General features: G+C 40.0%; 11 protein-coding genes and 1 pseudogene. 6 read left to right on the top strand and 6 right to left on the bottom strand.

Features of this window, described 5'->3' with window-relative positions:
• The first annotated feature begins 30 nt into the window (after positions 1 to 30).
• The 4 genes from SYJ56_RS05940 (at position 31) to SYJ56_RS05925 (ending at position 3,813) form a co-directional block, all read left to right on the top strand.
• Positions 31 to 1,035, top strand: a complete 1,005-nt coding sequence (locus tag SYJ56_RS05940; protein WP_323832721.1) for a 4-hydroxyproline epimerase — start codon at positions 31 to 33, stop codon at positions 1,033 to 1,035.
• Between the two features lie 85 nt (positions 1,036 to 1,120).
• Positions 1,121 to 2,368, top strand: a complete 1,248-nt coding sequence (locus SYJ56_RS05935) for an NAD(P)/FAD-dependent oxidoreductase (protein ID WP_323832720.1) — start codon at positions 1,121 to 1,123, stop codon at positions 2,366 to 2,368.
• Between the two features lie 95 nt (positions 2,369 to 2,463).
• Complete coding sequence (locus tag SYJ56_RS05930) at positions 2,464 to 3,072, top strand: Uma2 family endonuclease (RefSeq protein WP_323832858.1); 609 nt, start codon at positions 2,464 to 2,466, stop codon at positions 3,070 to 3,072.
• A gap of 132 nt (positions 3,073 to 3,204) precedes the next feature.
• Positions 3,205 to 3,813: a Uma2 family endonuclease gene (locus SYJ56_RS05925; RefSeq protein WP_416377786.1), complete on the top strand. Its 609-nt coding sequence runs from the start codon at positions 3,205 to 3,207 to the stop codon at positions 3,811 to 3,813.
• Between the two features lie 103 nt (positions 3,814 to 3,916).
• Here SYJ56_RS05925 and argJ read toward each other — a convergent pair whose 3' ends face one another.
• The 6 genes from argJ to SYJ56_RS05895 form a co-directional block, all read right to left on the bottom strand.
• A complete protein-coding gene (argJ, locus tag SYJ56_RS05920; protein WP_323832719.1) occupies positions 3,917 to 5,128 on the bottom strand; it encodes a bifunctional glutamate N-acetyltransferase/amino-acid acetyltransferase ArgJ in 1,212 nt (403 codons plus the stop codon).
• 10 nt (positions 5,129 to 5,138) lie between these two features.
• Positions 5,139 to 6,182, bottom strand: a complete 1,044-nt coding sequence (gene argC, locus SYJ56_RS05915; RefSeq protein ID WP_323832718.1) for an N-acetyl-gamma-glutamyl-phosphate reductase — start codon at positions 6,180 to 6,182, stop codon at positions 5,139 to 5,141.
• On the bottom strand, positions 6,179 to 7,378 hold the full coding sequence (locus SYJ56_RS05910) for an aspartate aminotransferase family protein (protein ID WP_323832717.1): 1,200 nt from the start codon (positions 7,376 to 7,378) through the stop codon (positions 6,179 to 6,181). Before SYJ56_RS05910 ends, argC begins: the two co-directional genes overlap by 4 nt.
• A gap of 6 nt (positions 7,379 to 7,384) precedes the next feature.
• Positions 7,385 to 8,197 (bottom strand): acetylglutamate kinase, encoded by an 813-nt coding sequence (gene argB / locus SYJ56_RS05905; RefSeq protein ID WP_323832716.1) that lies wholly within the window; start codon positions 8,195 to 8,197, stop codon positions 7,385 to 7,387.
• Positions 8,198 to 8,542: 345 nt separating this feature from the next.
• Entirely contained in the window at positions 8,543 to 9,637 is a 1,095-nt protein-coding gene (locus tag SYJ56_RS05900) for an ATP-binding protein (protein WP_323832715.1), read from the bottom strand.
• A 250-nt stretch (positions 9,638 to 9,887) separates the two neighbouring features.
• Positions 9,888 to 11,099: a polysaccharide pyruvyl transferase family protein gene (locus tag SYJ56_RS05895; protein ID WP_323832714.1), complete on the bottom strand. Its 1,212-nt coding sequence runs from the start codon at positions 11,097 to 11,099 to the stop codon at positions 9,888 to 9,890.
• A 244-nt stretch (positions 11,100 to 11,343) separates the two neighbouring features.
• On the opposite strand from SYJ56_RS05895, the gene SYJ56_RS05890 reads away from it, so the two are divergent.
• Both SYJ56_RS05890 and SYJ56_RS25915 read left to right on the top strand, forming a co-directional pair.
• Positions 11,344 to 12,450 carry an N-acetylmuramoyl-L-alanine amidase family protein gene (locus tag SYJ56_RS05890; RefSeq protein WP_323832713.1) on the top strand — a complete coding sequence of 369 codons (1,107 nt, stop codon included), beginning with the start codon at positions 11,344 to 11,346 and terminating at the stop codon, positions 12,448 to 12,450.
• A 219-nt stretch (positions 12,451 to 12,669) separates the two neighbouring features.
• Positions 12,670 to 12,810, top strand: a pseudogene (locus tag SYJ56_RS25915) (DEAD/DEAH box helicase); the annotation flags it as partial.
• Positions 12,811 to 13,002: the final 192 nt, after the last annotated feature.

Below are 13,002 nucleotides of genomic sequence, written 5' to 3'. Positions count from 1 at the left end.
GGACAAGGTCATCCAATATTAATTTAAAACATGTCTACAAGACACACCTTTTCTTGCATTGATGCCCATACTTGTGGCAATCCAGTGCGGGTAGTTTCAGGCGGAGTTCCCTTTCTAAAAGGAGAGAATATGCTTGAAAAACGCCAATATTTCCTGGACAATTTGGATTGGATCAGAACCGGTTTGATGTTCGAACCACGAGGTCATGATATGATGTCTGGCTCGATGCTTTTTCCTCCCCACAATCCTGAAAATGACGTGGCTGTGTTATTTATTGAAACCAGCGGTTGTCTGGCTATGTGTGGACATGGTACAATAGGGACAGTGACAATTGCGATTGAGGAAGGGCTGATCTATCCAAAAACTCAAGGCAAGCTAAGATTGGAAACCCCGGCAGGTTTGGTTCTAGTCGAGTATAAGCAAGATGGGAAAAAGGTGAAATCCGTAAAGCTGACGAACGTAAAAAGCTTTCTAGCCGCAGAAGGATTGGAAATTGAATCCGAGGACCTGGGTAAATTGAGAGTGGATGTTTCCTATGGTGGGAACTTCTATTGCATTATAGATCCTCAGGATAATTTCCCGGGACTAGAACATTTCAAAGCTGAGCAATTGATCGCTATGGCTCGTTCCCTTCGCCAGAAGATGAATGAGAAATATGATTTTGTGCACCCAGAGCATCCAGCGATCAAAGGTATCTCCCACATACTTTGGACAGGAAAAACGATAGATCCAACGAGTACTGCTCGCAATGCGGTTTTCTACGGAGAAAAAGCGATTGACCGATCCCCGTGTGGTACGGGCACATCAGCAAGATTGGCTCAATGGTACGCCAAAGGGCTTCTGAAACAAGGTGAAGACTTCATTCATGAGAGTTTCATAGGCTCCAAGTTTATCGGAAGAATCGAAGAAGTAACGGAGATTTCAGGTAAACCTGCCATTATTCCAAGTATAGAAGGTTGGGCTAAAGTTTACGGATATAACACCATCATCCTTGATGACGATGATCCGTATGTACATGGGTTCCAAGTGATATAAAAAGACATTAGAAACAAGACTTAAGTATCAAGACTCCCAACATGCATTGTATTTCATCTTGACACTAACTACTTGATACTTATTCATGAAACCAACCATCATTATCGGCGGCGGAATAGTGGGACTTTTCTCAGCCTATTTTCTTCAAAAAGAAGGAATTGAAGTCACTGTAATCGATCAGGGAGATATGGAAGTGAATTGCTCCACGGGCAATGCCGGCATGATCGTTCCGAGTCATATTATTCCTCTGGCTGCTCCCGGTATGATCAGTAAGGGTATTTCATGGATGTTTTCTTCCAAAAGCCCTTTCTACATTCATCCTCGAATGGACGCCAAACTTATAAAATGGTGTTACCAATTCTATAAAGCTGCAAATCCTGAACATGTGAAGCGCAGTGTCCCTGTTTTAAAGAATCTGAGTTTGCTTAGCAAAGCACTTTATCAGGAATTCCGGGATGAGCATCCCGATTCATCAATTGCTTTGCAGGAGAAAGGATTAATGATGATTTATCAAACTGATGCCCTTGAAAAAGAAGAAATTGAATTTGCTCACCTGGCAAGAAAACACGGTCTGGAGGCAGATATCCTAAGTCCTGAAGATATCCGGACGTTTGAACCAAACTTGGAAGTGAAAGCTCGTGGAGCGGTTCGATTCCCAGGAGATGCGCACTTGGATCCAGGAAAGCTTTATGGATTTTTGAAACGCTTCCTTCAGGAAAAAGGTGTGAAATTCCAGCCAAACACTAGCGTTCAGGGTTTTGAGAAAGTCGGAAACTCTGTAAAAGCGGTATTGACAGATCAAGGGAAAATCGAAGCGGATAAGGTAATCCTTTGTGGAGGCTCTTGGTCCGGGGAATTAGCTGATTTATTAGGTTTTACTCTTCCTATGATGGGTGGAAAAGGCTATTCTTTCTTACAAGAAAATAAGCCGGAGATTATGCAATCCTCAATTCTGACCGAAATGAAAGTGGCAGTAAGCCCTTATGGGGAGCAAATTCGCTTTGGGGGCACGATGGAAATCGCTGGTACCAATCAAAAAATCAACCTCAATCGAGTAAAGGGAATTTACGAATCCATCAATCGCTATTACCCAGAATTTGAAGCAAAATTCCCTGACGAAAACAACATATGGAAAGGACTAAGACCTTGCTCACCGGATGGTCTTCCATACATTGGATTTGCTCCCGCCTATTCTAATGTGATGGTAAACAGCGGTCATTCCATGATGGGTATCAGCCTTGCTCCAGCCTCAGGTAAAATCATCAGCGAATTGCATCAGCATAGAGACACCTCATTGGAATTGACAGGATTTGAAGTGGGGCGATATAGCTAAAAATGAACTATGGTACTTGAGACTTAGTCCTTCGAGGTTTTGAAAACTTCGAAGGACTTTTTTTTATAAAACCTGAACCATTTCATTAAATTGCTATAATGAAACATGAAGAGAAAGATACTGTACAAGAGCCGTTTACAGAATACGGGGTGTATTCTTATGCGGACTATCTGACTTGGGAGATAGATGAAATGGTCGAACTCATCAAAGGAAAAGTGTTTCGGTCTGCTGCAGCGCCCAGAAAAAAGCATCAACAAATCGTATTACGATTAGGATCAGAACTGTTACAGTTTCTTGATAAGAAACCATGCGAGGCATTTATCGCTCCTTTTGACGTAAGATTACCTGTCAAATCTATAAAGAACGAGGAGATTTTTACAGTGGTTCAGCCAGATGTCTGCGTCGTTTGTGACGGCACAAAATTGGATGAGGCAGGATGTGTCGGCCCACCGGATTTAATCGTAGAAGTGCTTTCTCCTGGAAACAATAAGAAAGAATTAAAAAACAAGTACGATGTTTACGAGGAATCGGGCATTCAAGAATACTGGATTATTTCTCCATACGAAGAGACGGTGATGATCAATAAACTGGTCAAGGGAAAATACGTACCATCTCGACTTTTTACCCGCGGTGATATTGTCATATCAGAATGTATAGGTGGATTTGAAGTTGACCTAGAAGGGTTTTTTGGAAGAATAGAGTGATTTTTCTTACAATCATTCAATGAAAATATCTAGTTGAAAAATCACATTTCGATCTAGCCAACTATAATTCATACTGAAATGAGTTTTGCCATAGACGGATATAATTGCCCGCCATTTTATTAAATTGCTATCATGAAACCTGAAGAGAAAGACACTGTACAAGAGCCGTTTACAGAATACGGAGTGTATTCTTATGCGGACTATCTGACTTGGGAGATAGATGAAATGGTCGAGCTTATAAAGGGAAAAGTATTTCGATCTGTAGCTGCTGCCCCTAGGAGAAAGCATCAGGAAATAGCTGGATTACTACATTCTCGATTTTTGATACATCTGGACGGAAAGAATTGTAAGGTATTTATTGCTCCTTTTGATGTGAGATTACCAGTTAAATCCAAAAAGAACGAGGAGATATTTACGGTGGTTCAGCCGGATATCTGTGTAGTTTGTGACCGGTCCAAATTGGATGATGCTGGATGCATCGGAGCCCCGGATTTAATAGTAGAAGTGCTTTCTCCTGGAAACAATAAAAAGGAATTAAGGAACAAATATGAAGTTTATGAAGAGTCCGGAGTAAAAGAATATTGGGTCATTCACCCAGATGAGGAGACGTTAGTAATCAATAAGCTTATAGATGGCAATTATGTTCCTTCCCGACTTTTCACCCACGGTGATATTTTAAAGTCAGATTGTATCGCTGGTTTTGAGATTGATCTGGAAGAGTTTTTTGAGAAAATAGATTGATTCCGATTCCATAATACTGATTTGGTCAGGATATAAATTTATCTGGACAAAAAAATCCTGCTTCAAGAGAAGCAGGACAACAATTTGATTCAAAAACAATCGGTTAAGTCGTATATACCGAATTGAACATTACATAGTCTGTGGTAAGATCGGAACCCCATCCTATACCTTCTTCTTCACCTGTATTGAGTTCCAAGTGAACTCGAATGTGTGATTCCCGAAGTAATTTCTTCATGTACGATTTTTCAAAATCCACAGGATTCCCTTTGTCCAAGACCTGCACTAAATGGTTTTGATCTCCAATAAATAGATTCACTTTTTTGTAATTGAAAGAAACGCCAGCGTTCCCAGCAGCTGCGATTATACGTCCCCAGTTTGGATCACGGCCAAACATAGCTGTTTTCACCAAAGTGGAATCAGAAATCGCCCGAATCAGAATTCTAGCTATTGCTTCAGTTCTCGCTTTAGTCACTTTGTATTCTATAAACTTGGAAGCTCCTTCTCCATCAGATACAATGAGTTTAGCCAAATGAGTCAATAGATCAAGCAGTTTTTCCAAAAACACTTCATATCCAGGATCTTCCTTACTTGTTACTTTTCTATTTCCTGCTAAGCCATTGGCCATCACGGCTACCATATCATTGGTTGAAGTATCGCCATCCACAGTGATCATATTGAACGATCGATCCACACAGTAAGTCACCGCCTCTTGAAGCAACTTTTCATCAATGTTAAAGTCAGTCACAACAAAAGCCAGCATGGTTGCCATGTTTGGATGAATCATTCCTGATCCTTTTGCCACTCCACCCAGATTTATTCTTTCGCCTTCATGCTGAAAATCGACAAATCCTTCCTTCGCGAAAGTATCTGTAGTCAAAATCGCATTTGCAACAAAAGAACCGGCTTTTAATTCATTGCTCAACTTAGGAATATTGACTTTCAAACCTTCTACTACATCTTCTGTGGGGAACTCCACTCCGATAATACCGGTGGAAGCCACAATAACATCCTCCTCTGGTATTCCCAATAATTCAGCTGTTGTTCTCACCATAGCCTCAGCACCCTCTCTTCCCTGATCGCCAGTGCAAGCATTTGCATTTCCTGCATTACAGATGATCACCTGAGCCTGGTTATTTTCCAAGTTTTTCTCCGTGATTTTAATCGGTTCTGCTCTCACTTTATTTTGCGTAAAAGTCCCTGCAGCTGCAGCTGGTACTTCTGAATAAATAATTGCCAAATCCCTTTTCATGGATTTTACTCCAGTATGCGCACCCCAGCATTTAATACCGCGTACGTTAGTTATGTTTTTAATCATTTTATTCTTATTAAGGTTTTAATGGCACTTGGTTCAATCCTTCTGACTCTGTCAAGCCAAACATTAAATTCATATTGTGAACCGCCTGACTAGCGGCACCTTTAAGCAAATTGTCAATTGCTGAGATGACAATGACGCGATCCGTTCTCGCATCCCAAACAGGAAATACATCACAAAAATGACTTCCTCGCACATCTTTGATTCCTGGAGCCTCATTTCTCAATCTAACAAATGGCTTGTTTTGATAGAAGTCCCGATAGATTTCAGTTAATTTCTCCTGATTCATTTCTCCTTTAACTTTGGCATATGCCGTAACCAAAATTCCTCTATCCACAGGAAGCAGATGCGGCGTAAATTGAACTGCTGTCTGTTTGCCTGCCAAAGCTCCTAATTGCTCTTCGATCTCAATAGTATGTCTGTGACCTGCGATGCCATATGCCTTGAAATTCTCATTTACATTTGAAAAATGTGTCGTCGCACTCGCCTTAATCCCAGCTCCTGTAAGACCGGACTTCGCATCAATGATCAAAGATTTCTCCTCTACTAATTGCTTCGCAAAAAGCGGAGCCATACTTAGGATCGATGCGGTAGGATAGCAACCTGGATTAGCTACTAAACTTGCTCCTTTGATCTGCTCTGCAAAAAGTTCTGGCAGCCCATAAACGGCTGTATTAAATCCTTCAGGATAGCTATGCTTTTTGTTGTACCATTCTTCATAAATGGCTGGTGTAGAAAGTCTAAAATCACCAGAAAGGTCAATGATTTTCGCACCTGAATCCTTCCACTTGGCTACAAAATCCATGGAAACACCATGTGGCAAGGCCAAGAAAATCACATCTAGCTTCTTCTTGCTTACCTCACCTGCACTTACCAAAGGAATGTCCAATCGATTGAAAAACTGCGGATGCAAGTCTGAAAAAGGCTTGCCCACATGAGATTCCGAAGTGATCATTTCTATAGAAACTCCTCCATGATTTAGAAGTAATCTAGCCAATTCAGACCCTGTAAATCCAGATGCTCCAACAATGGCTACTTTTAATTTTTGAATGCTCATATTTGGGAAGAAACAATGGTTTCAGATAAGATTTCGTCTAGTTTTTCGAGGAAAATATTCAGCTCGTCTCTGCTGATATTGAGTGCTGGCACTAGTCTCAAAATATTTACTGCAGTCGCATTTGCCACAATTCCTTCTTCAAGCAACCGCATTACAATAGGCTTGGCTTCGGATTTCATTTTTACTCCCAGCATCAAACCCAAACCTCGGACAGACTCTAGCTCATCATGTTTTGCTATCAACTCAGCCAATTTACCTTGCAGCCATTCGCTTGTTTCGGTAGCTCTTTTGCAAAGCTGCTCCTCATTAATGACTTCAATAGTCGCTAACGCTGATGCTGCCACAAGAGGATTTCCTCCAAAAGTTGTCCCATGATCGCCAAACTCAATGGCACTGGCTACTTTCTCATTGCAAAGCAAAGCTCCGATTGGCGCTCCTCCACCTAGGCCTTTCGCCAAAGTCATGATATCCGGCTGCACTCCATAGTGATCTTTAGCAAACCAATTCCCTGTTCTGCCGATTCCACATTGGATCTCATCAAAAATCAACAAAACACCTTGCTCATCACAAAGCTTTCTCAGTCCTTCCAAATAAGCTTTTTCCGCAGGCACAACTCCTCCCTCACCTTGGATAGGCTCCACAATTACAGCTGCTGTGTCCTTGTCGATGGCAGCTTGCACTGCCGCAAGATCATTAAATGGAACTTGCGCAAACCCAGTTGGAATTGGCCCAAATCCTTGTTGATATTTCTCCTGACCTGTAGCTATAGTCGCTAAAGTCCTACCATGAAATGAATTTTGCATGGAAATGACTTTTCCTCCTTTACCATGTTTGTGAGCATATCTTCGGGCAATTTTAATCGCGCCTTCTACGGACTCAGCACCACTATTGGTCAGGAAGACACGGTTTAGACCTGAAATTTTCACCAACAATTCACTTAGTGCAACTTGCTGTGGACTCACGAAAAAATTAGAAATATGCATCAACTGAGCTGCTTGCTCCTGAATAGCTTTCACGACCTTAGGATGGCAATGCCCTACGTTATTCACGGCTATCCCAGCCAATAAATCAATGTATTCCTTACCGTCAGCATCCCAGAGTCTACTTCCTTTTCCCTTGATGAAAGCTATAGGAAAGCGATTGAATGTTGGTAAGTAATTCTCTTTGTCTTTGGTATATAAATCTTGATTCGTCATAGTCTATTATAGTGTCAAAGTAGTTCCAATTTTCTCCTTATCAATCACATAATTTGTGATCTGCTCAGGCTTGGTGCCATTTAGTATGATGGCTTTTTTCACTCCTTCTTTCAAAGCCAGCATGCAAGATTGAATTTTCGGGATCATGCCTCCTTGGATGGTCGTTCCCAAATGCTCTTTCAAGGCACTTTCATTAAGGTCGTGAATAATGGATGCAGGATCTGGGTAGTTGAGAAAAAGTCCATCCACATCTGTCAGTACGATAAGTTGATCAGCACTCACAGCTGCTGCAAGTTTGCCTGCAAAAGTATCCGCATTGATATTGTAGGAGGTTCCGTCTGTTCCATCGGCTACACATGCAACAACGGGTACATAACCCGCTTCGCAAAGCAAATTGATTAAGCTATCATCGATGTTGGTAATTTCACCCACCAGACCAAGATCTGCAAAACTCCCATCGGCAGTTTTATGCTGGTATTTTTTCGCAAGAACCATCCCCGCATCTTTACCGGAAAGACCAATGGCTTTCAAGTGATTCTGGTTTAGGGTGGAAATAAGATTGGCATTGACTTCGCCTATCAGTGCTTTTTGGATTTCCGCGAAAGCAAGCTCTTCTGTGACTCTGAGACCATCCACGAAATGGGATTTGATAGCTGCTTTTTCTAGTGCTTTGTTGATAAAAGGTCCACCGCCGTGTACCATGATGACTTCAAATCCCGCTTCTTGAAGTTTAAAAATCTGTGCGGCAATTTCCTGCTGCAACTGGGGATTGATCATCGCATTCCCACCATATTTGATGAGAATTCTTTGCTTAGACATTTTTGTTTTTTTATAATAAATTGATTTTTCCCAAAGCTGCCTCTCCCTTGTGGATTGACAGAAACAGAAACAAATCAGAATTGAATTACAGTTTTTAAGTGTTGAAAACTTGATAAATACAGGTTTAACTTATTTAACCTGCCATTATTTAAACAACCTTCGTACCGAAAGAGGAAATTTTAAAGAATACTATAATGTTGTGGGAATAGTGAAAGAAAAAACTCTTAAAAGTCAAATGAATAATACCTGTTTGACTTAGTAAGGTGACAGCCTGTCAGTAAACCCCACTAAAATATTGGCCCAAATCTTTCTATTACAATGTATAGTGAGGTGATCTGGATCAGATTAGAGATTATAGCCTAACATCCCCTCAAAGTTTTTGGGAGTAATTACTTCTAGCTTAGATTCAGGGTATGCATCAGTAAATGTTGTGGGAAACCTGACTTTCAATTTATCACTCCAATTGCATTCTATTGCAATCATTCGTCCTTCCACTTCTTCAATGAAATCTATTTCCTGCTGTGCCGTAGTTCTCCAGAAATAGTATTTAGTATCCACTTTTTTATAGGCTTGATATTTCATGCGCTCTACGAGAAAATAATTCTCCCAAAGTGCTCCGGTATCAGTCCTGTTTATCAGTTGGTTGAAATTGCCTAAAATTGCATTTCTAATTCCACAATCGTAGAAATAGACCTTCTTCCCCTTCTTCAATTCAGTCCTCACATTTCTATTGTATGCGGGCATTCTGAATATTACGTAGGCTTTTTCCAGTAAGTCGATATACTTTTCTACAGTAATCTTATCCGCTCCTACTATTTGAGCAAGTTCATGGTAATTAACTTCACTGCCTAGCTGAAGAGCAAGAGCTTTGAGTAGTTTCTCCAATAGGACAGGTTTTTTGATTTGCTCTAGCATTAGCAGATCTTTATATAGATAACTTCCTGCCACAAGCTTCAAAAGCTCTTTTCCTTCACCCGGGTTTGTTACAATTTCAGGATAGCATCCATAAATCATTCTATGCTCAATCATGCGCTTTTCTGCAAGCAGACCATGATGATTAACCATTTCGCCAAAACTCAAAGGGTATAAGAAAAATTCAAATTTACGTCCAGTCAAAGGCTCGTTAGAAAGATTCGCCAAATCAAAAGCAGACGATCCCGTCGCAACAACTTGGATATCTTTCAACTGATCTACGGCTATTTTCAATGTCAACCCAATTCCAGGGATCCGTTGGGCTTCGTCAATAAAAAGTATTTTGTGATCCCCAAGAATGCTCTTAAGCCGTGACGCAGTGACATCAGTAAGTTCGGATCTTACATCAGCTTCATCTCCATTTAAATATAACCATGGATTTCCTATGTCCGCTAGCATTGTCTCACATAGCGTGCTTTTGCCAACTTGCCGTGGACCTAAGAGCAATACCGCCTTATTCCGAAACATACGTTCCTTAATTGATGGCACTATAGTTCTGACGATCGGGGCTGATGACATATGAAATAAATATAATCACAAATTTAATATCATTTCTGTGATTACAATCACAAAATTCATACGTTTTTTGTGATTACGATCACAAATTTCATATCTTTATATTTGATTTATTGCCACATAGACTGTCCCGAAATTTATTCGGGAGAATCTCGCTTGGAGGATAATATCCCTTTGTGTGTCGAATTCGTCATGCTCAATTTCATATACTTTTTGTGATTTCGCCCTTTTCCAAAACTTTCACCATTTTATCAAATCCCTTTTTAATCTCCACTATCTGTAAATCCCTGGAAGCTTCCAAGGCTTCTTTTGAATGGGATGTTGCAATTTGGTACTGTTTATAAATCTCTGTAAACTCGATTGATCGCTGATTCCCTTTTACTCCCCAAGTTTCCAGATAAGCTCCCAATTTTTCCACTTTCAAACCAACATGTGGAACGGCAAAACTCATTGCTGTAATAGCACCATGTAAACTTGTTCCTACATAGCACTTCGCATTAGCGATCAAGTACATGATATCCCAGATATTATCTGCATCGAAGTACACATGTGGGGTATTCATAAGCTGACCAAGTTCCTGCAACGCTTCGTGATCATCATGGTCTAGTGCTTTTCCAATGGGGCAAAGACAAATATCTGTTTTGGATTTCAGCTGTACCTCATCCAGTCCACTTGCAATAGACTGCTCATGACCACGGGTAGTTTTTTTATTTATTTGCGCAAAAACATAATTACCTGCATTTGCATTCACATATTCAGCTACTTGCCGAGTCACCTTAGTTCGAAGAAAACTTAAGGGGTAAAACTCAGACATTAAAATTGCAGAGTCTGGAAAAAGATCTACACTTAATCCGCTTTCCTTCAAGTTCTCCACAGTCAACTGATCACGGACGGCAAAATAATCTGCATTCTGAAGCTTCTCTTTTAGGAAATCGTATTTAACGAAAACTGCAGGACTGAGCCCTGAACCACCCAAAGAATTCAATATAACTGACTGAACTCCATCAAAATCACTTTTATCAAACACAAAAGGCAGAATTGTCTTTCCTTTCAGTATCTTCTTGGTCCAGGTATTCAGGTCCAATACCTTATTCACTTTTACATGCCTTTTATTAATTCGTTGAAAAAGAGGATTAAGAGCTGCATAAAGCGAATTCCATGTAACGCCTAATGCTTCACCTCCAGCGATAATCACTTGAACTGGGTCAGAGGGATCACTGCATGCTTTATAAAATTTCTTTAGTCCTTTCGTAGGAAGTCCTCCCTCTTTTGAGAGATCACTTTCAATCAGTCCAAAATATTCAAACTGGAAATTCTTCCCGTAGGAACTCAATTGTCTTTCGATCACCAATGGAAAAAGTAAATCCCCGTAATTATAACGGTCGAAAGCACCTATAATTAAAACTTTTGTCATATGTGTTAATTAGTTATTTGATCCATAGATAATAGTCCATAGCCTGTTATTTTAAACCTCAAAAGTTCCAAGTTTTCATTTAAAACAGTATCAAGGAACTTGTTTTGGCCAAGTCGAAGTTATCCTTGCAAAAAAGATACTTGATTTTATATATTTATCTATTCTGGCTTAATATTTGAAATTGACTTAATGAATCTGTTATTTTGATATTTACTGCCATTACAGAAATGATTTAGTAACTTGAATGTCTATTATTATTAAAAGTATATTATTTTTTTCCTTTTTTGTTTTCTTTTCTCTCACTGATTTAGTGGGTCAGAGCGGTCCATATCAAGAAGTAACTGCAAAAGAAGGAGACGGCATTTTTATGCTACTGAGGGAAAATGGATTAAATCCAGCCACGCATCTACAGTCATTTCTGGAATTAAATCAGCAAAATTTAGGGGAAAACAACAGTCTCTATAAAGGAAGAAGCTATTTGTTGCCTAATAAAGTTGATAGTACCGCCAATGTACAATTGGCGGCTAATACCAAGGAGACTTCTCCTTCCACCATTGATATTTCGGTTAAAGAAGATGCTGCAAAATCAGCTCTGGAGGATAAAAGTATGGTATTGGATGTTCCTTTTTTTGGAAAGAAATATGAACGGTTGGAAATTATCGACCAAAGCCTAAAAGGAGCAGTTTATTACTTGTTATCGGGGCATGGTGGGCCAGACCCTGGCGCTATGAGTAAATATGGTTCTTATCTTTTAGCAGAGGATGAGTATGCTTATGATGTGAGTATCAGGTTAGCGAGAAGACTCATGGAGCATGGGGCAACGGTGTACATGATTATTCAGGATGAAGACGACGGGATAAGAGACGAAAGCATTTTGTTGAATGACACAGATGAAAGATGCTATCCGGACGAAATTATTCCATTAAATCAGAAGGAACGGTTAAGACAAAGAACGAATGCAGTAAATAAATTGTACCGAAAACACAAAGGCTCATATCAAAGAATGATGGCTATACATGTTGATAGTAGGAGTAAGAGTGAAAATATCGATGTGTTTTTTTACCATCATGAAAATAGCCCCTCGGGTAAAAAGCTTGCCACGAATATTCATGAAAAAATCAAGTCTAAATATGACCGGCATCAACCGAATAGAGGGTACACTGGAAGCGTTAGCACCAGAAGTAGCCTCTATGTGATCAAATACAGCCACCCACCCGCAATTTTTGTTGAACTAGGCAACATAAAGAATGAGAAAGACCAAAGACGATTTGTCATTGCCGATAACAGGCAGGCCCTCGCAAATTGGTTGTTTGAAGGAATGCTTTCTGATTACGCTAAAGAAAAGAAGTAGATAATATCTCAGGTGAGCTTACTTATTAAAACCAGAGCATTTCAAGTCGGGAAATAATGCTACCTTCGTCAAAAAAATTAGCATCGTGGCAGACTTTTCAACATTAGGTATTTCAAAGAATCTTATAAAGGCTTTAGGAGATTTAAAAATTAACACGCCAACGGAAATACAAAACAAGGCCATACCTATTTTATTAAATAAAAGGCGGATTTTGTAGGTTTAGCAAAAACGGGTACTGGTAAAACAGCTGCTTTTTGTCTGCTGCTGTTGATGAATATCGATATTGAAGATTCTTCTGTGCAAGCTGTTATTCTCGTACCAACCAGGGAATTAGGACAACAAATTCATGCAAATCTCTAGTCTTTGGTAAATATATGCCTGAGATACTGACAGCTCTAATATCTGGTGGTTCACCATTGAAACCTCAAATCGCTAAGGTCGAGAGTGGCGCTCATGTCATCATTGCTACCCAGGGCGATTAATTGATCTGATAAAGCGAAATGCCGTAGACCTTTCTAAAGTTACGCTTCTCATATTAGACGAGGCAGATGA

Source organism: Algoriphagus aurantiacus (assembly GCF_035156405.1).
Classification (GTDB): Bacteria; Bacteroidota; Bacteroidia; order Cytophagales; family Cyclobacteriaceae; genus Algoriphagus; species Algoriphagus aurantiacus.
The sequence above is the reverse complement of the archived record's forward strand: the minus strand, read 5'-3'. Positions and strand labels throughout refer to the sequence as shown.